This is a genomic window from Acuticoccus sp., from assembly GCF_965213555.1.
Classification (GTDB): domain Bacteria; phylum Pseudomonadota; class Alphaproteobacteria; order Rhizobiales; family Amorphaceae; genus Acuticoccus.
This window is the reverse complement of sequence record NZ_OZ243890.1, coordinates 1,014,162-1,037,852: the sequence shown is the minus strand read 5'-3', so window position 1 is coordinate 1,037,852 and position 23,691 is coordinate 1,014,162. Positions and strand designations below refer to the sequence as shown.

General features: G+C 70.7%; 17 protein-coding genes and 1 pseudogene. 10 read left to right on the top strand and 8 right to left on the bottom strand.

Annotation, left to right across the window (positions count from 1 at the left end; genetic code table 11):
• Positions 1-264 precede the first annotated feature (264 nt).
• The 7 genes from ACOOE8_RS05045 (at position 265) to tcuB (ending at position 9,493) form a co-directional block, all read left to right on the top strand.
• Entirely contained in the window at positions 265-1,308 is a 1,044-nt protein-coding gene (locus ACOOE8_RS05045) for an ABC transporter substrate-binding protein (RefSeq protein ID WP_420393757.1), read from the top strand.
• A 298-nt stretch (positions 1,309-1,606) separates the two neighbouring features.
• A complete protein-coding gene (locus tag ACOOE8_RS05040; protein ID WP_420394630.1) occupies positions 1,607-2,485 on the top strand; it encodes an ABC transporter permease in 879 nt (292 codons plus the stop codon).
• Positions 2,486-2,548: 63 nt separating this feature from the next.
• Positions 2,549-3,868 (top strand): quaternary amine ABC transporter ATP-binding protein, encoded by a 1,320-nt coding sequence (locus tag ACOOE8_RS05035; protein ID WP_420393756.1) that lies wholly within the window; start codon positions 2,549-2,551, stop codon positions 3,866-3,868.
• A gap of 53 nt (positions 3,869-3,921) precedes the next feature.
• The gene (locus tag ACOOE8_RS05030) at positions 3,922-5,496 is read left to right on the top strand and encodes an AMP-binding protein (protein WP_420394629.1); all 1,575 of its coding nucleotides are present in this window, start codon (positions 3,922-3,924) and stop codon (positions 5,494-5,496) included.
• 269 nt (positions 5,497-5,765) lie between these two features.
• Entirely contained in the window at positions 5,766-6,815 is a 1,050-nt protein-coding gene (speB, locus tag ACOOE8_RS05025) for an agmatinase (RefSeq protein WP_420393755.1), read from the top strand.
• Positions 6,816-6,924: 109 nt separating this feature from the next.
• The gene (gene tcuA, locus ACOOE8_RS05020) at positions 6,925-8,334 is read left to right on the top strand and encodes an FAD-dependent tricarballylate dehydrogenase TcuA (RefSeq protein WP_420393754.1); all 1,410 of its coding nucleotides are present in this window, start codon (positions 6,925-6,927) and stop codon (positions 8,332-8,334) included.
• Positions 8,321-9,493, top strand: coding sequence for a tricarballylate utilization 4Fe-4S protein TcuB (tcuB, locus tag ACOOE8_RS05015; RefSeq protein ID WP_420393753.1), 1,173 nt, complete (start codon positions 8,321-8,323; stop codon positions 9,491-9,493). Before tcuA ends, tcuB begins: the two co-directional genes overlap by 14 nt.
• Here the strand turns inward: tcuB and ACOOE8_RS05010 are convergent.
• A complete protein-coding gene (locus ACOOE8_RS05010; RefSeq protein WP_420393752.1) occupies positions 9,475-10,368 on the bottom strand; it encodes an amidohydrolase family protein in 894 nt (297 codons plus the stop codon). The two genes, tcuB and ACOOE8_RS05010, sit on opposite strands and share 19 nt — an antisense overlap.
• A 194-nt stretch (positions 10,369-10,562) precedes the next feature.
• Here ACOOE8_RS05010 and ACOOE8_RS05005 point away from each other — a divergent pair, with 194 nt between their 5' ends.
• Complete coding sequence (locus ACOOE8_RS05005) at positions 10,563-11,786, top strand: NAD(P)/FAD-dependent oxidoreductase (protein WP_420393751.1); 1,224 nt, start codon at positions 10,563-10,565, stop codon at positions 11,784-11,786.
• Positions 11,787-11,814: 28 nt separating this feature from the next.
• Here the strand turns inward: ACOOE8_RS05005 and ACOOE8_RS05000 are convergent, their stop codons facing one another.
• The 3 genes from ACOOE8_RS05000 to ACOOE8_RS04990 all read right to left on the bottom strand — a co-directional run bounded on the left by ACOOE8_RS05000 (position 11,815) and on the right by ACOOE8_RS04990 (position 14,310).
• Entirely contained in the window at positions 11,815-12,300 is a 486-nt protein-coding gene (locus tag ACOOE8_RS05000) for an MmcB family DNA repair protein (protein WP_420393750.1), read from the bottom strand.
• A 78-nt stretch (positions 12,301-12,378) separates the two neighbouring features.
• Entirely contained in the window at positions 12,379-12,942 is a 564-nt protein-coding gene (locus ACOOE8_RS04995; RefSeq protein WP_420393749.1) for an ActR/PrrA/RegA family redox response regulator transcription factor, read from the bottom strand.
• Positions 12,943-13,017: 75 nt separating this feature from the next.
• Entirely contained in the window at positions 13,018-14,310 is a 1,293-nt protein-coding gene (locus ACOOE8_RS04990) for an ActS/PrrB/RegB family redox-sensitive histidine kinase (protein WP_420393748.1), read from the bottom strand.
• A gap of 119 nt (positions 14,311-14,429) precedes the next feature.
• Here ACOOE8_RS04990 and ACOOE8_RS04985 point away from each other — a divergent pair.
• Positions 14,430-15,701: pseudogene (locus ACOOE8_RS04985) on the top strand (polyhydroxyalkanoate depolymerase); the annotation flags it as partial.
• Between the two features lie 2,335 nt (positions 15,702-18,036).
• Positions 18,037-18,315, top strand: a complete 279-nt coding sequence (locus tag ACOOE8_RS04980; RefSeq protein ID WP_420393747.1) for a response regulator — start codon at positions 18,037-18,039, stop codon at positions 18,313-18,315.
• A 395-nt stretch (positions 18,316-18,710) separates the two neighbouring features.
• Here the strand turns inward: ACOOE8_RS04980 and ACOOE8_RS04975 are convergent, their stop codons facing one another.
• The 4 genes from ACOOE8_RS04975 to ACOOE8_RS04960 are packed head-to-tail and all read right to left on the bottom strand — an operon-like array spanning position 18,711 to position 23,689.
• Complete coding sequence (locus tag ACOOE8_RS04975) at positions 18,711-19,607, bottom strand: HpcH/HpaI aldolase/citrate lyase family protein (protein ID WP_420393746.1); 897 nt, start codon at positions 19,605-19,607, stop codon at positions 18,711-18,713.
• Complete coding sequence (locus tag ACOOE8_RS04970; protein WP_420393745.1) at positions 19,604-20,827, bottom strand: CaiB/BaiF CoA transferase family protein; 1,224 nt, start codon at positions 20,825-20,827, stop codon at positions 19,604-19,606. Before ACOOE8_RS04970 ends, ACOOE8_RS04975 begins: the two co-directional genes overlap by 4 nt.
• A complete protein-coding gene (locus ACOOE8_RS04965; protein WP_420393744.1) occupies positions 20,824-21,966 on the bottom strand; it encodes an ABC transporter ATP-binding protein in 1,143 nt (380 codons plus the stop codon). The genes ACOOE8_RS04970 and ACOOE8_RS04965 overlap by 4 nt, the downstream gene beginning before the upstream one ends.
• Positions 21,959-23,689, bottom strand: coding sequence for an ABC transporter permease (locus tag ACOOE8_RS04960; protein ID WP_420393743.1), 1,731 nt, complete (start codon positions 23,687-23,689; stop codon positions 21,959-21,961). Before ACOOE8_RS04960 ends, ACOOE8_RS04965 begins: the two co-directional genes overlap by 8 nt.
• Positions 23,690-23,691 lie beyond the last annotated feature (2 nt).

Below are 23,691 nucleotides of genomic sequence, written 5' to 3'. Positions count from 1 at the left end.
AATGCCATCGCTTCTCGCCTCCGCTGGAGAGCCGGCTTTACAGGATGCGAGGGATCCTTATACTGCTCCGTAAGATTGCTTCGGTAGCCGCTTCGCTTCTTCTTCGAGGCGGCGCCGTTGCATGTGTTTCGTCCGCTCCAACGTCGATCCGGTCCGCGCGGCAACACGGTCGTTCCGCGGGGCTGGGTTCGCACCGGCACGTCCGGCGGCGAGCATTGCTCCCTCGCGTGCTCGGAGGGGCGAATAACTGAAGGGGACGTCGTCTTGAAGACACTTACGCTCACCGCAGGGCTTCTAGCCCTGCCGATGATCGCCGGTTCTGTTACCACGGCCCACGCGCAGGCGGACTGCGACGGGCTCGACCGCCCCGTGGTCTTCGCAGGCCTCGACTGGGATTCCAACGCGTTCCACAACGGCATCGCCGGCTTCATCCTGGAGCACGGCTATGGTTGCGAGGTCGATGAGATCCCAGGCTCCACGATCCCGCTGCTCAACGGCATGATCCGCGGCGACATCGACATCACGATGGAGGTGTGGATCCCCAACGTGAAGGATGCGTGGGAGAAGGCCGTGGCCGACGGTGACGTCGACGTCGTGGGGCTCAGCTACCCGGATGCCTCGCAGGCCTGGTACGTGCCGAAGTACCTCGTCGAGGGCGAGGACGCGCCCGCTCCCGACCTCAAGTCGGTGGAGGACCTGCCGCGCTACGCCGAGCTGTTCGCCGACCCGGAGGAGCCCGGCAAGGGACGCTTCTACAACTGCATCCTCGGCTGGGGCTGCGAGGTGATGAACACCAAGCGGCTGCGCGCCTACGGCCTCCTCGACACCTACACCAACTTCCGCCCCGGCACCGGCGGCGCCCTGTCGGCGGCCATCGAGTCGTCGATCCTGCGCGAGCAGCCCATCGTGTTCTACTACTGGGGGCCGACCTGGGTGATGGGCAAGATCGGCGAGCAGATCGTCAAGCTCGAGGAGGCCGACTTCGACGAGGCGGTCTGGTCCAACCTTGCGGACACTCCGATGGAGGAGGTGACGGCCGGGACGCCGGTCACCGAGTGGCCGTCGACGGAGGTCAACATCGGCGTGAACGCCGAGTTCATGGCCGAGGCGCCGACGCTCGTCGAGTTCCTCGGCGCGTACGGCCTTACGGCGGACAAGATCTCCAAGGCGCTCGCCTACATGCAGGACGAGTCCGCCTCGGCCGAGGAGGCGGCGCGCTGGTGGATGGCCAACAACGCGGACGAGTGGAAGGCCTGGGTGCCGCAGGACGTCGCCGAGCGCGTCGAGTCGGCGCTGGCCAACAGCTGACCGGTCCGACCTCACGCGATCGTTCCGGCGCGGTCATCCGCGCCGGAACACGGTGCCGCCGACGCTCGTCCGGCCCTTGGAGCGCGATGTCCAGCCCGAACCCGATCCGCTTGCCTGCGCCTCGCGCGAACGCGATGGGACCCGCATGACGTTCTCGTTCCTCGGCCTCACCACCGAGCTCTTCGTTCTGCTGACAGCTGCTGCGGTGGGGCTCGCGGCGTACCTAGGGACGCGGACGGTCCCAAGCGCGCTGGTTGCCGCAGCCGGCGCGTTCGTCGTCGTCCGGCTCGCCGCGGCGATGCCGCTGGAGATCTTCTTCGTCGACGGCACGCTCGGTGACTGGATCCGCACCGGGACGAACGACGTCGTGCGGTCCCTCGTCATCAACTATGGCGACGCGTTCGAAGCGTTCTCCAACACCATCCTCAAGGCGCTGGTGTTCCTCGAGCAGCTCCTGCGGGGCGCGCCCGCCATCGTCGTCCTCGCCATCGTCGGGCTCCTCGCATTCGCCGCGTCGCGGCGGGTCACGCTCGCCGTCTTCGTGGTGATCGCCCTTTGGTTCGTCGGCGCCCTCGGGCTGTGGACGCAGGCGATGCAGACCATCGCGATCATGATCGTCGCCGTGGTCATCTCGTGCGCCGTCGGCGTGCCGACCGGCGTCCTCACCGCCAAGTCCGCCGGGGCGCGGGCGGTGATCAACCCCTTCCTCGACCTCATGCAGACGATCCCGAGCTTCGTCTACCTTATCCCCGCAGTGATGCTGTTCGGACTCGGCAAGATCCCCGCGGTCCTCGCCACCGTGATCTACGCGACGCCGCCGCTCATCCGCCTGACCGACCTCGGCATCCGCTACGTCGACAGCGAGGTGACCGAGGCGAGCCGCGCGTTCGGCGCCAACCGGTGGCAGATGCTCGCGGGGGTGCAGATCCCGCTCGCGCTGCCGTCCATCATGCAGGGCATCAATCAGACGATGATGATGGCGCTCGCCATGGTGGTCATCGCCTCGATGATCGGCGCGCGTGGCGTCGGCGAGACCGTGCTGCTCGGCCTGCAGCGCAACGACGCCGGCCAGGGGCTGATCGGCGGCCTCGCCATCGTCGTCCTCGCCATCGTGTTCGACCGCATCTCCCAGGCGGCCGGCTCGCGCGCGCAGAAGCACCGTACCGTTGCGCACTAGCTCGAGGTCCGCCGCGCCGGCCGCCGAGCCAGGTTGCGCCTCGCCCGAGCATGGTTGGAAGTCATGTCGCTGATCGAAGTCGAGAACGTCACGAAGATCTTCGGCCCCAAGCCGAAGGAGGCGCTGGCGCGCTACCGCGACGGGCTCACCAAGGACGAGCTGCTGGCCGAGACCGGCCACACGCTGGGGCTCGCCGACGTGTCGCTGTCCATCGAGCGTGGCAAGATCTTCGTCATCATGGGGCTGTCGGGGTCGGGCAAGTCGACCTTGATCCGCCACTTCAACCGGCTGATCGAGCCCACCGATGGGCACATCTTGGTGGACGGGCGCGACGTCATCACCATGGGCCAGCGCGAGCTGGAACAGTTCCGCCGCACCACCATGTCCATGGTGTTCCAACGCTTCGGGCTGATGCCGCACCGCACCGTGCGCGAGAACGTCGCTTACGGGCTGGCGGTGCGTGGCATGCCCCGAGCCGAGCGCGATGCGAAGGCGATGGAGTGGATCGACCGGGTCGGCCTGTCGGGCTACGATGGGCAGTACCCGACGCAGCTCTCGGGCGGGATGCAGCAGCGCGTCGGCCTCGCGCGGGCGCTCGCGACGGACGCCGAGATCCTCCTCATGGACGAGGCGTTCTCCGCTCTTGACCCGCTGATCCGATCGCAGATGCAGGACCAGCTCATCGAGCTCCAGTCCGAGCTCGGCAAGACGATCGTCTTCATCACCCACGACCTCGACGAGGCGCTGCGCATCGGCGACACCATCGCCATCCTGAAGGACGGGCGGCTCAGCCAGGTGGGCACGCCGCCGCAGATCCTGATCAACCCGGCCGACGCGTACGTCGCGGACTTCGTGCGGGACGTGAACCGGGCGCGCGTGCTCACCGTAGAGACGGTGATGAAGCCGCCCAAGGCCCGGCTTACGGGCGCGAGCCTCGACAGCGCCCTCGAGGAGATGCGCCGCACCGGCGCACGCTACGGCTACGTCGTGGAGGGCGAGCGCTATCGCGGCGTCGCCTCGCAGGAGAGTCTCGAGGCCGCGGCGTCCAACAGCGACGGGCGGGACGTGTACGACCTCGCCGAGCTCGGCATCACCTTGACGAAGGCCGACGCCCTGGAGACCGCGCTGCCGGCGGCACTCGATGCGGACTATCCGCTGCCCGTTGTCGACGAGGACGGCCACCTCATGGGGGTTGTCTCCTCACGCGCCATGTCCTCCGCGCTGAGCCCGCCCAAGCCGGCCCGGCCGGGCGAGGCCGCGCGGCCGGAAGCCGGTGCCGCAGGCGCCTCGCCCGAGGAGCCACGCAAGGTCGATGCCTCCGCGACTGCCGCGCCGCCGCCGGCTGCCGTGCGCAAGAAGGAGGCCGAGGAAGCGGCCGGCTGAGCGCGGCCGGACCCAGCGCGGTGGCGGCTGATGGCGATGGTGCAGTGATCGACCTGTTCTCGTTCCCGAGCTACGCGGCGGCCCGCGAGGGCTTCGCCTGGCCGAGGTCCGGCGTCGCCAACATGGGCGTCGCTGCATGTCAGGCCTGGGCGCAACGGGACCCGCAACGCACGGCCCTCATCGTCGCCGCCGCCCGCGGCGAGCCGACGTCCCTGTCCTACGCATTGCTGGAGCGGACCTCGAACCGCATGGCGAACGCCTTCGCGCAGCTCGGCGTCGGCCGCGGCGACCGGGTCGCCATCCAGCTCGGCCAGCGCCTGGAAACCGTCGCGGCGCACGTCGCCACCTACAAGCTCGGCGCCATCGCCGTGCCCATGGCGATCCTGTTCGGGTCCGAGGCGCTCGGCTTTCGCATGGAGGCCTCGGGGGCGCACCTCCTCGTCACCACCGCTGATGGGGCCGCTAAGGTCCCGCCGATGGCGGCGCAGGTCGTGACGGTGGACGGTCCCACGGACGGCGCTGCGGACCTCGCGGTGATGATGGAGCGCGCCAGCGACACATTCGAGGCGGCGCGCACCGGGCCGGACGACCCGGCGCTGATGATCTTCACCTCGGGCACCACCGGGCAGCCCAAGGGCGCGTTGCACGGGCACCGCGTGCTCACCGGCCACCTCCCTGGCGTCCAGATGTATCAGGACCTCATGCCCCAGGAGGGCGATCGGTTCTGGACGCCGGCGGATTGGGCGTGGGCCGGCGGGCTGCTCAACGTCCTCCTGCCGTCCCTCGCCATGGGGGTGCCCGTCGTGGCGCAGCGCGCCGGCAGGTTCGACCCGGACGAGGCGCTCGACTGGGCAGCGCGCGCCGGCGTGCGCAACGCGTTCATCCCGCCGACGGCGCTGCGGATGATGCGCGACACGCGTCCCTCCCTTGCGCTGCGCTCGGCGGGCTCGGCCGGTGAGCCGCTGGGCGCCGAGACGTTCCACTGGGCGCGCGAGAACCTCGGCGTCACCATCAACGAGGCCTATGGGCAGACCGAGTGCAACCTGGTGCTAGGGAGCTGTGCGCGCTGGGGCATCGCGGAAGCCGGCACGCTGGGACGCCCCGTGCCGGGGCACGAGGTGGCCATCGTCGACGACGACGGCACGCCGGTGCCGGACGGGGTGGAGGGGACCATCGCCGTCGCCGCGCCCGACCCGGTGATGTTCCTCGGGTACTGGAACGACCCGGACGCGACGGCCGACAAGTTCCGCGGCCGATGGCTGATGACGGGCGACCGCGCCGTCGCAGGCCCCGACGGCGTGCACTTCATCGGCCGCGCCGACGACATCATCTCCTCGGCGGGCTACCGCATTGGCCCCGGCGAGATCGAGGACTGCCTGGCCAAGCACCCGGCCGTGGCGCTATCCGCCGTGGTGGGCCGGCCCGACGCGCTGCGCGGCGAGGTGGTGACCGCGTTCGTCAAGTTGCGCGACGGTGAGCGCGCCGGCGAGGCACAGCGCGACGCGCTGAAGTCGTTCGTGCGTGAGCGGCTGTCGGCGCATTTCTACCCGCGTGAGATCGAGTTCGTGGACGAGATCCCGCTGACGACGTCCGGCAAGGTCATCCGGCGCGCCTTCCGCGAACGTTGATCGGTGCAGTCGCGTCCGTCCAACGGAGCGATGTCGTGGCCCCTCCGGCGTCGACGGCGTGCCACCTGTCGCACCCGCTGTTGCGTTCCTTGGCACGTCGGCCGCCGCATTGACGGTCGATGAAGCCCGACCGGGCCCAGCATGCACACTGAAAACCGCCTTGCGGTGCACGTGGGCAACGCTCGCTGCCCTGGAGCCGGGACGGTTCGCAGCGGTCTGGCGCAGCCGTCGCCGGCCATGCGAGCGTAAGTCAAACACGGAGGGGACTGATGGATGAGGCTCGGCTCGCCGCGTTGAGGGAGCGGTTCGGTGGCGACAACGCGCGGCAGATCCACGATCCGGGCTTCGCGGCCGTCGCAGAGCGCCTGATCGACCCGTCCGGCACCCGAAGGGCGCCGTTCTCGGGCGTGCCGACGCTGCTCGACGCACCGCACCGCGTCGTCGACTGGTCCGCGCCGGAGCTGTCCGGGCTCGACGTGGCGCTCGTCGGAGTCCCGCTCGACCTCGGCGTGACCAACCGCAACGGAACGCGGTTCGGCCCGCGTGCCGTGCGCGCCGTCGAGCGGATTGGCCCCTACCACCACGTCCTGCGCACGATGCCGTCCGCGGACCTGTCGGTCGCCGACGTGGGGGACGTGCCGTTCCGCAGCCGCTACGACCTCGAAGGGTCTCATGAGGACATCGAGCGCACGGTGCGCACGCTGGCGACCGCCGGCGTCGTGCCCCTCCTCGTCGGCGGCGACCATTCGATGACCTTGCCCGTGCTGCGCGCGCTGGGCGGCGAGCGCTCCGTGGGGATGGTCCACGTCGACGCGCACTGCGACACGGCAGGGCCCTTCGACGGCACTCCCTTCCACCACGGCGGGCCGTTCCGACAGGCCGTGCTGGACGGCGTGCTCGACCCCGAGCGGACGGTGCAGATCGGCATCCGCGGCTCGTCGGAGTTCCTATGGGAGTTCTCCGCGGAGAGCGGCATGACGGTGATCCACGCCGAGGCGCTGGGCTCGACGCCGCTCGACGAGATCGTCGCCACCGCCCGCCGCGTGGTGGGCGACGGTCCCACCTACGTCTCGTTCGACGTCGACGCCCTCGATCCGGCGTTCGCGCCGGGCACCGGCACGCCGGAGGTGGGCGGGCTCACCCCGCGCGAGGCGCAGGCCATCCTGCGAGGGCTCGCCGGGATCGCCATCGTCGGTGCCGACGTGGTCGAGGTCGCGCCGCAGTACGATGCGACGACGAACACCGCCCAGGTCGCGGCGCAGATGCTGTTCGAGCTCTTCAGCCTGGTGCCGTTCGCGCCCTTACGGACCTCGCGCTGATGCCAAAGCGGACGTGCGGCACCTCGACTCCCCGTCGGGGGACGACGCTAGGGTCCGGTTGGTGTAGATCACCGGCTTAGGACCTCACGCCCCTTCCCACGAGATCGGTTTGCCCGCCTCCGCGAACGTCCTCGACCAACGCTACGACGTCCTCGTCGCCGGTGGCGGAAACGCAGCGCTGTGCGCCGCGATCAACGCCGCACGCGGCGGCGCCGAAGTCTTGGTGGTGGAGGCGGCGCCGAAGTTCTACCGCGGCGGCAACACGCGCCACACACGCAACCTGCGTTGCGCCCACGACGCGGCCAACGAGGTGCTCACCGGCCCCTACTCCGAGGAGGAGTTCTACGACGACCTCATGCGCGTGACCGGCGGCGAGACCGACTACCAGCTGGCACGCTTCACCATCCGAGAGTCCAAGGAGTTGTGGGACTTCATGAACGAGCAGGGGGTGCGCTTCCAGCCCTCGCTCGGCGGCACGCTGTCCCTCGGCCGGACCAACGCGTTCTTCCTCGGCGGCGGCCGCGCCATGCTGAACGCGCTGTACCTCACGGCCGAGCGGCTCGGCGTCACCGTCGTCTACGACGCGGAGGTGGTCGGCCTCGAGGTCGAGGACGGGTTCTTCCTCTCCGCCGCCGTCGTCCATGCCGGGGCACGGTACACCGTGCATGCCAAGGCGCTGATCGCGGCGGCCGGCGGCTTCGAGGCCAACATCGAGTGGCTGAAGGAGGCCTGGGGGCCCGAGGCGGAGAACTTCCTCATCCGTGGCACTCCCTACAACCGCGGCTCGCTGCTGCGGCAGCTCCTCGACGCCGGCGTCCAGCAGGTGGGCGACCCGACGCAGTGCCACGCCGTCGCCATCGACGCCCGGGCGCCGAAGTTCGACGGCGGCATCTCGACCCGGCTCGACTGCGTGGTGTTCGGGATCGTGGTCAACCGCAACGCCGAGCGGTTCTACGACGAGGGCGAGGACTTCTGGCCCAAGCGCTACGCCATCTGGGGCCGCCTCGTCGCCGGCCAACCCGAGCAGATCGGCTACGCCATCATCGACGCGCGCTCCATCGACAAGTTCATGCCGTCGGTCTTCCCGCCGGTCGAGGCGATGACCATCGCCGAGCTCGCCCATGAGCTGGCGCTCGACCCGGAGCGGCTCGTCAGCACGGTGAAGGCGTTCAACGCGGCGGTGCAGCCCGGGGACTTCGATCCTGATGCCCTGGACGGCTGCCGCACCGAGGGCCTGACGCCGGACAAGACGAACTGGGCGCGCACCATCGAGGAGCCGCCGTTCTACGCCTACCCGCTGCGGCCGGGGATCACGTTCACCTACCTCGGCGTCAAGGTGAACGAGGAGGCGCGCATCGTGATGGCGGACGGTACGCCCTCGCCCAACATGTTCGCGGCGGGCGAGATCATGGCCGGCAACGTGCTGGGCAAGGGCTACCTCGCCGGCATCGGAATGACCATCGGCGCCGTCTTCGGGCGCGTCGCGGGACGGGAGGCGGGCCGCTATGTCTCGAACTGAGCCTCGCACCGAGGCGCACACCGAGGCCGACCGCCTCATGCGCATCTGCAACGCGTGCCGGTACTGCGAGGGACTGTGCGCGGTGTTTCCGGCGATGGAGCGGCGCCGCACCTTCGGCGACGGCGACCTCAACCTGCTGGCCAACCTGTGCCACCAGTGCGGCGCGTGCTACTACGACTGCCAGTACGCGCCGCCGCACGAGTTCGCGGTGAACGTCCCGCGCACGCTCTCGCAGGTGCGCACCCGCTCGTACCAGGACTACACCTGGCCCCGCGTGCTGGCGCCCGTCTTCGCCCGCAACGGGCTGTGGATCGCGCTCGTCACCGGGCTTGCCGTCGCCGCGTTCATCGCGGGCTTCATGGCGGTCGCCGACCCGGGCGTGCTGTTCTCGGTCCAGACCGGAGAGGGCGCGTTCTACAGGATCATGCCGCACAACGCGATGGCGCTCCTGTTCGGCGGCGCCTTCCTCTACGCCATCCTCGCCATCGTGATGGGCCTCCTCGCGTTCTGGCGCGACATCGGCGCGGCCGGAGAGGTCCCGACCGCCGGCTCGCTGTGGCAGGCGGTGCGCGATGCGGCGACCCTGCGCTACCTCGACGGCGGCGGCGTCGGCTGCATGAACGAGGACGAGAGGCCGGACGACACGCGGCGCCACTGGCACCACTGGGCGTTCTACGGCTTCGTCCTGTGCTTCGCCTCCACATCCTCGGCGACGGTCCTGCATTACCTCCTCGACTGGCAGGCCCCCTATCCCTGGTACTCCGTGCCCGTGGTCCTCGGCACCGTCGGCGGCATCGGCATCGTCGTCGGCCCCGCCATGCTGGCGCGCGCCAAGTTCTCCCGAGACACGGCGATGGCCGACACCGAGCGCTACGGCATGGACACGGCGTTCCTCGCCTCGCTGTTCCTCGTCGGCGTGACCGGCCTCCTCCTCCTGTTCCTGCGGGCGACGCCTGCCATGGGGATGCTGCTCGCGATCCACCTCGGCTTCGTCTTCGCGTTCTTCATCACGATGCCCTACGGCAAGTTCGTCCACGGAACCTACCGCTTCGCAGCCCTCGTCCGGCACGCCATGGAGCGGCGGGCGGGCTTCCACCCAGCCGCCGAGAGCCAGGCGCGGGCGGGGCCGACGACGGTCCCCTACGGGTCGAAGCCGTAGAGCGCCGCGGGGTTGGCGACGAGGAGGCGGTGCCGGGTCGCATCGTCCGGCAGCCATGCCGCGACGGCGTTGAGGCCGGTCCCGTCGTCCACCGCGCCGAACGGCTCGATGACGTCGGGTCGCCGGCCCTCGCGGGGCCCCGTTCCCACGTGGGGCCAGTCGCTGCCCCAGACGATGCGCATCGGGCCGGCGGAGGCGAACGCCTTGGCAAGGTCCGCGACGTCGGAGAGGTCGGCACGCCGCGCGAGCCGGTACGCGGCGGACAGCTTGACGAAGATCGTGCCCGCGGCGACGAGCTCGAGGAGCGGCGTCCAACCCTCGGGCGCCGCAGGATCGAGGCGGCCGAAGTGATCGGCCACCAGACGCGCCGGCAGGCGGGACGCGTGCCGCACGAGCGCTGCCCACACGGAGGCGGCCGCGTGGACCTCCACGTGCCAGCCGAGGGGCGCCACCCGACGCGCCGCCTCGGCGACGGCCGCGCGTGCCACCTCGACGTCGCCCTCGCCGCGCGTGGCGAGGTTGACCCGCACCGCGCGCACGCCGGCCGCGTGCATCGCGGGCAGCATCGCGTCGTCGGTGTCGCGGCCGATGACGGCGACCCCGCGCGCCCGTCCGCCGAGGGCGGCGAGCGAGGCGAGGAGGCAGGCGTTGTCGGTGCCGTAGGCGCTCGGCTGCACGAGGACGACGCGGGTGAGACCCAGCGCATCCTGCAGCGCCCGAAGGTCGGCCACACCCGCCTCCGGAGGGGTGAACAAGCGCTCGCCAGCAAGCGGATACCGGGCGTGCGGACCGAACACGTGGGTGTGGCAGTCGCACGCACCGTCCGGCACGCGGAACCGCGGCGGGCTGTGCGTCACCCCGAGGACCGTTGCCACCTCACCCCTCCTGATCCCGGACCGACCGTGTGCGCGAACACCGGCGGGACGCGGTGCCCAACGTGTGTCGCCCTTCGAGGACCGATGTGGCGCAGCTCCGGAGCTGCTCTTCGCCTGCGGTCCACCGTACACGATGAGCCCAGCGTCACGCCTCGACGCCGACCATACCCTGAAGCCGCGTGCGAGGCGTCGCGGTGACGCGCGCCGTCGTGGTCGTCGGCGCCGGGCACTCCGGCGTGGCGCTCGCCGCCGCGCTACGCGCCGCAGGGTTCGACGGGGAGCTCACCCTGGTGAGCGACGAGTCCGGACCGCCCTACCAGCGCCCGCCGCTGTCGAAGACGTACCTCGCCGGCGGCACCGCCGAGGACGCGCTGTGGCTGCGTCCACCCCCCTTCTTCGCCGAGCGCGGCATCGCCCTCATCGAGGCGGACGCCGCCGTCGCCATCGACCGATCCGCACGACGTCTGCTGCTCGCGAGCGGCCGCAGCGTACCCTACGACGCGCTCGTCCTCGCCGTCGGCGCGCGCAACCGCGCCCTGCCCGTGCCCGGTGCGCCCGCCGGCCACGATCTGCGGACGCTGGCCGACGCGCGGCGGCTGCGCGAGCGGCTCGGCACCGGCGGGCGGACGGTGGTGATCGGCGCGGGGTTCATCGGGCTGGAGTTCGCGGCCACTGCTGCCAAGGCCGGCCACACGGTCACGGTCGTCGATGCCGCGCCGCGCGCCCTCGGCCGCTCGGTGTCGCTGCCCGTGGCCGAGCGCCTGACCGCGTACCACCGAGCGCTCGGCGTCGCGTTCCGCTTCGGCGTGACGATCGAGGCCATCGAGGAAGACGGCGGCTGGCCCACCGCGGTCCGCCTCGCCGGCGAGCGGCTTGGCGCGAGCCTCGTGGTCGTCGGGATCGGCGTCACCCCCAACACCGCGCTCGCCAAGGACGCCGGCCTCGCCGTCGCGGACGGCATCCTCGTCGACGGGACCATGGCGACGTCCGACCCGTCGGTGTTCGCCATCGGGGACTGTGCGCGCCATCGCCACGCTCACGGGGCAGGAGCGTCGGTCCGCCTCGAGTCGGTGCAGAACGCCAACGACACCGCGCGCCTTCTCGCCGCGGTCTTAACCGGCGGCACGGCGCCGGCGCCACCGGTGCCGTGGTTCTGGAGCGACCAGGGCGAGGCGAAGCTGCAGATCGCGGGGCTCGGCGCGCAAGACGACTGCATCGCGACGACGGGATCGGGCGGCCTCGACCTCACCGCCCTGCGCTACCGCGACGGCGTCCTCGCCGCCGTCGAGACGATCAACCGCCCGGGCGACCACATGGCCGCGCGGCGCCTGATCGGCTCGGCCGATGCCCCCTCCTACGCGGCCGCCGCCGGCGGCACGGTCGACCTGCGCTCCGCCGCCCGCGGCCGGCGACGCTAGCCGCAGAGGTTCCGGCCGGCCAGCCACCTTAAACCGCCAGGGCATGCCGCGGCTGGGGGTCCTCGATCTCGTGCAGGCGGCGTGCCGCGGTCTGCGCGACGCGCAGGTGCATCGCGCGGCGCTGCGGCGCCGGCACACGCCGGGCAGGCGCCTCGCGCACGATGGTGGCGTCGTACCCGTCGGTGAGGATCAAACCCTCGTCGCGCGGGAACACGTCACCCACCTCCGGCAGGGTCGCGAAGTACAGCCGGTCGCACGCCCGCTTGTAGTGTTGCCACTTCCCGTCCGCGCGGAAGTCGGCGAGGGACGACTTGATCTCGACAATGACGACGTCGCCCTGCGCGCCGACGCCGACGAGGTCGGCCCGCCGCCCGCAGGAGAGCGTCAGCTCGGGCACCACGGCGAAGCCGAGATCCCGCAACAGCCGCGCGGTGCCGCGACGCACACGCAGCGCCGCGGGCGACTGCCGTCCGTCCACGAGCGGCGCGACCTCGAACACGGAAAGGAGCGGCATCGGAAGGACCCCACGATCCCTCCGATGAGAGCGCAACCTTCGGCTCGTCGCAAGCGCGCGATCGGAGCGCCGTTCGGTTCAGCGCGGGGCGCGCTTTGCGAGGATGCGCTGCAAGGTGCGCCGGTGCATGTTGAGCCGCCGCGCGGTCTCCGACACGTTGCGATCGCACATCTCGTAGACGCGCTGGATGTGCTCCCAACGCACGCGATCGGCCGACATCGGGTTCTCCGGCGGCGTCGGCCGCTCGGCGCCCTCGCGCATCAACGCCGCGAACACCTCGTCGGCGTCGGCGGGCTTGGCGAGGTAGTCGACCGCGCCGAGCTTCACCGCCGTGACGGCGGTCGCGATGTTGCCGTACCCGGTGAGGATGACCGCCCGCGCGTCCGGCTTGCGGCGGCGCAGCCGCTCGACCACCTCGAGCCCGTTGCCATCGCCGAGCCGCATGTCCACCACCGCGTAGTCCGGTGGGTTGCGGTCAGCGAGCGCCCCGGCGTCCTGGGCGCTCTCTGCGACGTCGGTGACGAAGCCGCGCTTCTCCATTGCCCTTGCGAGGCGCTGACCGAACGCCGCGTCGTCGTCCACGATCAGAAGCCGGCTGCCCTTCACGGTCCGCGCCGGAGCGGACTGAACCATCGCGTCCATCTCGTCCCCACCCCTTCCTTCGATGGGTTCAAAGGTAGGGCGCGCCGTGACGATCTGGCAGTTGATGGCGATAAATTAATGGGGCTGCGGCGACATGCTGCGCAGCCTGTCCCGCGGCCAGCTCACGTGCACCACCGCGCCGCCCGCCGCAGCGAAGTTCACGGTCGCCCCCGTACGCTCGAGGAGCGTCTTTGCGATGAAGATGCCGAGGCCGAGCCCACCGCCGCGATCGTGCGGCCGGCGTCGCGAGACGTAGGGATCGCCGATGCGGCCGAGGATGTCCTCAGGGAAGCCTGGCCCGTCGTCGGCGATGGTGAGGTCGAGCCGCGCCTCGTCCCACAGCGCGCTGATGCGCACCGTGGTGTCGGCGAAGTCCACCGCGTTCTCCACGAGGTTGCCGAGCCCGTAGTGGATCGCTGGGTTGCGGGCGAGCACCGGCTGGCCCTCCGTCGGACCGCCGAGCTCGATGACGATGTCGACGCCGGCCTCCCGGTGCGGCGCGACGACCTCCTCGAGGAGCGTCCGTACAGCAAGCCGCACTAGGGGACTTTCCTCGTCCTCCCCAAGCGTCTTCAGCTTGCGCAGGATCTCGCGGCACCGCTCGGTCTGCGAGCGCAGCAGCGCCAAGTCCTCCGCGAGGGGCGAACCCTCGGGCGCCTCACGCTCCATCTCGCGGGCCACCACTAGGATGGTTCCGAGCGGCGTGCCGAGCTCGTGCGCCGCTGCGGCGGCCAGTCCGTCCAACGCATGCAGGTTCTGCTCCCGGGTGAGCACGATCTCGGCCGCGTTCAGCGCATCAGCGAGCTGCCGGTTCTCTTCGGCGACACGAAACGCGTAGGTCGCCATGAACGAAAGGCTGCACACCAGCGACAGCCACACGCCGCCGACGAACAGGAACGGCGGCGCGAAGCGTTCCCCCTCGTACCAAGGCAGCGGCAGGGAGAACATGGCGAGCAGCGTCGCCGACAGCAGGACGAGGCCACCGAGCGTCAGAATGCGCCCCGACGACAACGTCGTCGCCGACACCAGCACCGGCGCGATGAGGAGCAGCGCGAACGGGTTGGTCAGCCCGCCGGTGAGGCCGAGCTGCAACGCGAGCTGGGCGATGTCGAACGCCATCACCGCTGCCGTCCAGGACTCCGGCATGCGCCGGTTGTCCGCGAACCTTACCCTGAGGAAGACGTTGCTCCAGGCAGACAGCGCGACGAGCCCCAGGCAAGCCTCGAGTGGCATCTGGAAGGCCAGCACTTGAGATACGAACAGGATGGCGATGAGCTGACCCAGGAGGGCAAGCCAGCGAAGCAGGAGGAGCGTGCGCACCCGCACGAGCCTGTCGGGGGCCGGAAAGAGAACCGTCGCGTCGTTCAAGTTGCCGGATCCTCCCCGCTCGCGGGACGTTCGCTTGTCAATCATGCGGCGGAACGCGATATGCTGCACTGCAACACGAGCGGGCGCCGGACCCCGGGGCTGGCAAACGGTGAGGGTCTATGTACTACGCGCTCTACGAACTGAACCATGCGCTATTGAGCCCAGCCCGTGCGCTGAATAACGCCATGCGGCTGTATTACAAGAATCCGCTCAACCCGCTGACCTACACCGAGTTCGGTCGCCAGTCTGCCGCCGCCGCGGACGTGTTCGAGCGCCTCACCCGGCGCTACGCCAAGCCGAAGTTCGGCCTGACGCGCACCACCGTCGACGGCGTGTCCGTCGCGGTGACCGAGGAGGTCGTCTGGCAGCGCCCGTTCTGCTCGCTCCTACGCTTCAAGCGCGACCTGCCACCCGGCGCGCCGCCCCAGTCCAAGCTCGTGATCGTGGCGCCCATGTCGGGGCACTATGCGACGCTCCTGCGTGGAACGGTCGAGGCGATGCTTCCCCACCACGACGTCTACATCACGGACTGGGTGGACGCGCGCATGGTGCCGTTGTCGCTCGGCACCTTCACGTTCGCGGACTACGTGGACTACATCGCATCGATCACTCGGCACTTCGGCGGCGACGTGCACATGGTGGCGGTGTGCCAGCCCGCGGTCCCGGTCTTCGTCGCCACCGCGGTGATGGAGGCGACCGGCGCCGCGCATCCGAAGTCGATCACCATGATGGGCGGCCCCATCGACACGCGCGAGAACCCCACCGAGGTCAACATCTACGCGGCCAAGCACGACCTCGAGTGGTTCAGGCGCAACGTCATTATGATGGTGCCGCTGCCGCACCCCGGCTTCATGCGTCCGGTCTACCCTGGATTCCTACAGCTCACCGGCTTCATGACGATGAACCTCGACCGTCACATGACCGCACAGTACGATTACTTCGACCACCTCGTGCGCGGCGACGGCGACTCCACCGACAAGCACCGCGAGTTCTACGACGAGTACCTGTCGGTGATGGACCTCACCGCTGAGTTCTACCTCGACACCGTCGACATCGTCTTCTTGCGTCACCTCCTGCCGAAGGGCGAGATGACGCACCGCGGCATCAGGGTGGACCCGTCCGCCATCCGCGAGACCGCGATGTTCACCGTGGAGGGCGAGAAGGACGACATCTCGGGCCTCGGGCAGACGAAGGCCGCGCACAAGCTGACGCAGAACCTGCCGGACGAGCGCAAGCAGCACTACGAGCAGGCCGGCGTCGGCCACTACGGGGTGTTCAACGGCTCGCGCTTCCGACGGGAGATCGCGCCGCGCATCACCGAGTTCGTGAACCGGTGGGACGGCGTCGCAGCATCCGGCACCCGGCCGGCGGCACGCCGTAGCGATGGCCGCACGATCACGGCCGACCTCGTCAGCGAGATGACGCGCGCGGCGACCGCGATGACGGGCGCCGTCGCCGGTACCGCGACGGTGGCGTCGGACCCGGTGACGACCGGCGCGGAGGCGGTCGACGAGGGTGCACAGCTCGCGCGCAACATGGCGGCGGCGGCCACGACGACCCTCGCGGCCGGCGCGGCGGTGGCGACGGCCGCGCCGGGTGGGATCGGCAGCGCGGCGCCTGTGGACGCGGCCGAAGCCGGGCACGCCACGACCGAGCCAGCGCGCGGTGCGGACGCGCCGACGTCGAAGGCCGAATCAGAGGACGGTGTCGAGCCTGTGTCCAAGGCGCTCGACGAGGGCGTCGAAGCACTTAACGACCCCACGGAGCGAGGGTCGACCGCCACTGGATCGATCGAGGAGGCAGCGGCCGACGCGATCGCCGGCGGCTCGGACGCCGCGCAGGGGGCGTCCGAGACCCTCGGCCGTCCCCTCGCTGAAGCCTCCGATGCCGCAGCGGAGCCGGCGGAGCGCGACGACGTCGTTCGCGCTCGCGAAGCGGATCATGGTGCTGCAAGCGCGGCGGCACAGCACACCGAACAGGGAGCTGACGCCGCGCGTCAGGTCGCGGGTGCGGATGGGAGCGGACAACCTGCGTCCGACGCGCCCGAGCAGGACCTCGAAGGGGCCTCGGACGACGCGGACGCCACCGCGCAGCCGTCGGAGCCGAGCATGGGCGCCGCGACGGACGCCGCCGGCCCAGACGCGGTACGCGGGGCAGACGGGGCAGACGCGACGCCGACGTTGCTGCAAGGGCTCGACGGTTCCACGCAAGCGCTCGGGGGGCGGCGACCCGACCTCGAGCCCGGCGGAGACGAAGCCGACGGAGCCGACGGAGCCGACGGAGCCGACGGGGCCGACGGCAGGCAAGACGCGACGCGGGCGTTAGAGCAAGGCCTCGACGGCCCGACGCAAGCCGCCGACGGGTCCAAGGAGAGTGGCAGCACGTCAGCGCTCGACGGGTGGCGCCCCGATCTCGAGCCCGGCCAAGACGGCGCCGATGGCACCAGCGAGGTTGCCGAGGCCGTCGCGACGGCCGAGGGGATGGCCGAGGCGTCGGAGGCAACGGTTCGCCGGGCAGCCAAGCGCTGGGCGGTGTTCCAGAAGCGCACCGCAAGATGATTCTTGAGGTCCGACCCCCTACGACGTAGCAGGGTCGTGCTTCACGAGCGCGTTGATCGATCCAGCCACGAAGCGCCGAAGCTGATGCCGGCATACAGCCGCAGGACCCCGCTTGTCCGGTCGCTGGCAGCGGTGTCGACGACGCGTTCGAGCCATCCTGCTACGGTTCTCCTCGACCCTGGCCACGCATCGCGCCGCCGGTGCGACGTCCCTGCCGAGCGGTCATGGCTGCCTCTTCGCCGCGGCCGGACGAACCCGGCATGCGGTCGAGGGGCGCATCGACGGGCGGACGCCGCGCTCAGATCGCTCCGCCCCGATATCCAGGAATGGCCTTGTGTTCGTGGCTAAGCGGGAGGCGAGGCGCGGCTCGCGCTGCGCCCGGTGCCATGCCCCCCGCTTGTCCGTTCCGTCCTGGCCGACAACAAGGCGCCTGCCGCCGCATCCGACATCTCGCTGTCCTGGAGGATTAATCACGGCAAGGCCGTGGTGGAGGGTGACGCCGGCCGCCTGCGCCAGCTCGTCCTCGTGCTGCTCGACAAACGCCGTGGCAGCTCACCGAGGCGTTGTCGTCTTGGTCGCGATCCTGTGGGAACCGTCCTCCGTCACGGTGCGGGCTGCCGACAACGGGATCGGCATCGCCGACGCGGACCTGCCCCACGTGTTCGATCGCTCCATCCCGGCTCGAACGCGCTTCCCGACGGCACCGGCTCAGCCTTCCCGCCGCCAAGGAGATCGCGGAGGCCCACGAGGGTCGCTTCGTCATCCGGCGCGAGGAGCGGCTGTGGCACCGTGGCGAGCCTGACCCTTCCCTCGCTCCTCCGAGGGTGGTGACGTGACCCCATCGGCGACCCACCGTGCGGCGTGCCTGCGCGCGCGTGAAGCCGCATGGGGATGCGAGCGGAGCTCGAACGCGCTTCCCGACCGCACCGGCTCAGCCTCCCCGCCGCCAAGGAGATTGCGGAGGCCCACGAGGGTCGCTTCGTCATCCGGCGCGAGGAGCGGCTGTGGCACCGTGGCGAGCCTGACCCTTCCCTCGCTCCTCCGAGGGTGGTGACGTGACCCCATCGGCGACCCACCGTGCGGCGTGCCTGCGCGCGGGTGGAGCCGCATGGGGACGCGGGCGGTGGCAGAGCTGCGCAACCCCAACGACCGGACGACGCCTTGAGGCTTGCGCTCCTCCCTCGAAGGCGACGCCCGGGTTGCCGCCTGCATCCGCCGCGGTCTGGAGGCGGAGGGCTATGGGGTGACCGCCGTCGCCACGGGCCTCGACGCCGTCGGGTACGGCATGTCCGGCGGATATGAGCCTTTCATCCTCGATGTGATGGTGCCGGGCATCGGTGGCATCGAGGCGTGCGGTCGGCTGCGCGCGGCTGGGATCTCCACGCCGATCGTGATGCTTACCGCACGCGACGCCAGTGCGGATGTGGTGGAAGGCCTCGGGGGGTGAGGGGCGGACGACGACTCGCCAAACCGTTCGCGTTCGAGGTGCTGCTCGCGCGCCTGCAGGCGCTCTACCGTCGTCGGGACGTCCCCCTCGGCAGCGCGAGCGAGCAGGTTCTCACCGTCGGTGCGCTGTCCCTCGACCTTGCCGCACGCGAGGTGCGCGTGGCCAGAATGCAAGTCGAGCTCACCAGGACCGAGTTGGACGTGCCCGCTCTGATGGCATCCCACCCTGGGACCGTGTTCTCGCGCGAGCGCATCCGGTCGATCGCATTGGGGGGCCGATCGCGACCCGATGAGCAACGTCGTCGACGTCGGGCGGCTGCAACGCAAGCTCGACGGGATCGCCATCGAGGCGGCCCGCGGTTCGGGCTACCAGCTGATCGCGGCGCGCAGCGGGGCCTAGGGCGATCCGCCCTGGCGCGCGGCGATCGCGTCGTGCACCGCGATGAGCTCGCGGGCGCGCTCGACCACCGGCACGTCGATCATCTTACCACGGTACTCCACCGAGCCGCGCCCGGCGGCGATGGCGTCGTCGTAGGCGGAGAGCATCCCCTGGGCGTGATCCACCTCCTCGGGGCTCGGCGCGAACTCCTCGTTGAGGATCGCGACCTGTCCCGGGTGGATGCAGCTCGAGCCGCGGAACCCGAGGCGGCGCGAGCGGCGGATCGTGGCACGGAACGCGTCGAGGTCGGCGTAGTCCGCCACCGTCCCGATGAAGCCGAGCGGCAGGACACCGGCTGCCCGCGCCGCCATCACGATGGTCATCTTCGGCACGTAGAGCCCATCCGCCTCCGGCAGCATGCCGGTGGAGACGGCGAAGTCCTCCGCCCCGAGGTTGAGGCCGACGAGGCGCGGGTGGGCCGCTGCGATCTCGCGCGCCTCGAAGTACGCCTCCGCGGTCTCGATCATCGCGATCAGCTTGGTCGTGCCGACGGGCATGCCGCGCTCGGCCTCGAGCTCGTCGATCACCTCCGCGATCAGCCTGACGTGGACGGCCCCGGCGACCTTGGGCAGCGCGATGGCGCCGACCTCGGGCCAGACGCAGGCCTCGAGGTCGGCGAGCGCCATGCGCACCGGCCGATTGATGCGCACCACCACGTCGGCGCCACCGGTGGAGACGCGTCGCGCCGCCTCGCGCACCATCGTGCGCGCCTCGGCCTTCTGGGCCAGCGGCACGCTGTCCTCGAGGTCGAGCTGGATCGCGTCGGCGCCGCGCGCGTGCGCCTTCTCCACGTAGCGCTCGACGTTGACTGGCACGAACAGAAGCGAGCGCCAGACCGGCAGCGGACGGCTCATCCGACGACGCCCTCCGCACGCAGGCGTGCGAGGTCCCCGGAGAGGCCCAACTCGGCGAGCAGCTCGTCGGTGTGCTCGCCGAGCTTGGGGGCCGGACGGCGGATGCGTCCCGGCGTCGCCGACAGGCGCGGCACGATCGTGTGCATGGGCAGTTGCTCCATCTCGTCGTCCGGCCAGGACGCGAGCACCTCGCGCCCGGCGGTGTAGGGATGCTCGCCGAGCTCGGCGACGTCGCACACCGGCCCGACGGTGACGCCCGCCGCCTCGAAGTGGGCGAGGTTCTCCGCCTGGGTGTGCTCGGCCATGTAGTCCGCGATGATCGCGTCGAGCTCGTCGTTGTGGGCAAGGCGGTCGGCGTTCGTGCGGTACTTGGGATCGTCCACGAGGTCGGGCCGTCCGATGGCGCGCAGCAGCCGCTCGGCCATCGACTGCATGGACGCCGACATCGCGACGTAGCGCCCGTCGCGGCAGCGGTAGATGTTGCGCGGCGCGGCGGTGTTGGAGCGGCTGCCGGTGCGCGGCTTGGGCCGCCCGGTGAGCTGGTAGATCGCTGCCTCCGGTCCGAGGATCGAGTGGATCGATTCGAGGAGGGACAGGTCGATCACCTGCCCCTCGCCGCCGGACACCTCCACGTGACGCAGCGCGGTCAGCACCGCCGTCGAGCCGTAGAGCCCGGCGATCATGTCGGCGAGGGCGAGCGGCGGCAGCACCGGCGGGCGGTCGCCGTAGCCGTTCATCGACGCGAAGCCGGACATCGCCTCCACGAGCGTGCCGAACCCCGGCTTGTGGCGGAACGGGCCGGTCTGCCCCCACCCCGAGACGCGCACGATGACGAGCTTGGGGTTCGCCTCGTGGAGGACCTCCGGCCCGAGGCCCATGGCCTCGAGCGTGCCCGGCACGTAGTTCTCGATGAGGACGCCGGCCGTCGCCACGAGCCTCAGGAGGACCGCCTTGCCCTCCTCCTGGCGCAGGTCGATGACGACGGAGCGCTTGTTGCGCGCGTACACCTTCCAGTGCGTGGAGACGCCCTTCACGGTCCAGCCGCGCAGGTCGTCGCCGCGCCCGGGGCGCTCGACCTTGACGACGTCGGCGCCGAGGTCGGCCAGCACGCTCGAGATCATGTTGCCGGCGACGAGGCGCGACAGGTCGAGGATGCGCACGCCGTCGAGGGGCGCCGGCGCGTCCGGCTCGTAGTCCTTCCGGGGGAGCGGTGCGCTCACTCGGCGGCGGCCTCGAGCGGGCGGGCGTCCGTACGACCAGACGCCTGCGGGTCGCGCACGAAGAGCACGCAGCCGTCCACCGGGATCGCCACGGCGACGGGGCCGTTGTCCAGCGCGGTGGCGCTCTCCACGCGCAGGACGAGGCCCTCGACCTCGACGAGGAACTCGTAGCGCGCGCCGAGGTAGCTGCGCTCGCGCACCGTGGCGCGCAGCAAGCTGCGCTCCGGCTCGGCGGGACGGTCGAGCTCGGCGGCGGGCAAGAGGTCGATCTTCTCCGGCCGCACCGCGACGGTGACCGGCTGGCCGGCACGCGGCGTCTCGCCGGTACGCGCCGCGAGCGTCTGCCCGTCCGGCAGGCGCACGGTGGCGACGCCGTCCTCGAGCGACATCGCCTCGCCCTCGAAGAAGTTCGACGTGCCGATGAAGTCCGCCACGAAGGGCGAGGCGGGCGCCTCATAGACCTCGCGGGGCGGGGCGAGCTGGAGGATCTGGCCCGACTGCATGACCGCGATCCGGTCCGACAGGGCAAGCGCCTCGACCTGGTCGTGCGTCACGTAGATCGTGGTGATGCCGACGCGCGACTGGAGCTGCCGCAACCACGTGCGCGCCCGGTCGCGGAGCTTGGCGTCGAGGTTCGACAGCGGCTCGTCGAGGAGGAGGAGCGCCGGCTCGTAGACGAGGGTGCGGGCGAGCGCCACACGCTGCTGCTGCCCGCCGGAGAGCTGGTGCGGGTAGCGCGCGCGGTGCTCGGCCATCTCCACGAGCGCAAGGATGTCGTCGATGCGCCGGTCCCGCTCGCGCCGCGCGACCTTCCTGAGCTTCAAGGGGAAGGCGAGGTTGTCGGCCACCGTCATGTGCGGCCACAGCGCGTAGGATTGGAAGACGAGGCCGACGTTGCGGTTCTCCGGCGCCAGCACGCGGCCCGACTTCGACGAGAAGTAGACGACGTCGCCGGCCCTGATCTCCCCCTCGTCGGGGTGGTCGAGCCCGGCGACCGCGGCGAGCGTGGTCGACTTGCCGCAGCCGGAGGGGCCGAGCAGCGTCATGAACTCGCCGTCGCGCACGGTGAAGCTCACGCGGTCGACGGCGGTCACCGGCCCGAACCGCTTGACGAGGTCGCTGACGACGAGCTCAGCCATAGATCTTCACCCCCATCGTCTTCCGCGCGATCGTAATGAACACCACGGTGATCGCCACCTGGATGCACGCCAGCGCCGACACCGGGCCGGTGTCGCCCTGGACCCAGAAGGTGAGCATCGTCGTGCCGATCACCTCGCTGCCAGGCGCGAACAGGTACACCGCCGCCACGTACTCCTTGAAGAAGTGGATGAAGAGGAGCGCGTAGCAGGAGAACACCGCGGGCTTCAGGAGCTGGAGCAGGATCACGCGGCTCGTCGTCAGCCAGTCCGCGCCGACGGTGCGCGCGCTGCGGTCGAGGTCGCGGTCGAGCTGGAAGAGGCTGGGCACGATGGCCCCGAACCCCGTCGGGATGTAGCGCATGGTGAACGCGAGGATGAGGATCCAGATCGTGTTCCGCAGCCATCCCATGGGCGGGATGATGATCGCCGCATAGAAGAAGCCGATGCCGACGATGATGCCCGGGATCGCCCGCGGGTAGAGCGCCAGGAACTCGAGGGCCCGGCGGTAGCGGAAGTCCGACCGATGGGTGACGAGCGCGATGCCGACCACGTAGGCCGTGGCGATGGCCCCGCCGATCGCCGCGATGAGCACCGTGTTGACGATGGAGCGGCGGAACGCGGGGTAGGAGAAGATGAGCTCGAAGTGCTCCAGGGTCAGGAGCTCCCACGGCGGGATGAACGGCGAGACGAAGCTCGTCACCGCACGCAGGATGAGGCCGCCCGTCGGGATCAGGATCGCGAGGATGACGTAGGCGACCAGCAGCGCGAAGAACGGCCACTTGAACGGCCCGAGCGGGAAGCGCCGCGGCGCGACCGCCTTGCCGCGCACCGTGACGAAGCGGCCCGCCTCGCGCAGCAGGCGCCCCTGCAACCACACGAGGCCAGTGACGACCACCAGGAGGAGGACCGCCGCCGCGCCCACCAGCCCATAGTTCGGCTGCGGCGCCAGGATGCCCTCCACGTAGAGGTAGGTGGTGAACATGTTGAGCCCGGTCGGTCCGCCGAACAGCAGCGGGATCGCGAGCATCTCGATGGCGATGGTGAAGTTGAGGATTGCGCTGAACAGGATCGCCGGGCGGATGAGCGGGATCGTCACCGACCACAGGGTCCGCATCGGTCCGGCGCCGGAGATCCGCGCCGCGTCCTCCAGCGACGGGTTCGCCGAGTTGGTCGCGCTGAGGCAGTACAGGAACGCGAGCGGCGCCTGGGCGATGCCCGCCACGAGCCCCATCCCGGCGAGGGTGTAGAGCGACCAGGCGTCCTCGACGCCGGTCAACGCCGTGAAGGCCATCGTGCCGTAGCCCGCCGGCCCGTAGGCGAGGAACCAGCCGAACGCGAGCACGAGGTGGGACACGAAGAGCGGCCACATCAGGACGTCGCCGAGGACGCTGCGCATTGGAATGTCGGTGCGGCCGACGAGGATGGCGGTGACCGCGCCCACCACCTGCGCGACGAGGGTCGTCACGGCGGAGAAAACGAGCGTGTTGAACGCGAGCTCGCCGAGCACCGGGCTGGCAAACAGCTCGCCGTAGTTCGCAAGGGTCAGCGACCATTCGCGGTCGTAGAGCGGGCCGACGACGAAGGACTGGAACGCCACCGGCACGATGGGGGCGATGACGAGCACCACCGTGAGGAGCGCGAGCCCCCACTGGACCGCGGCGCCACGATGGAGGGTGAGCGGGCCGCGCTTGGGCAGGCCCGCGGTGACGGCCGTGTCAGCCATAG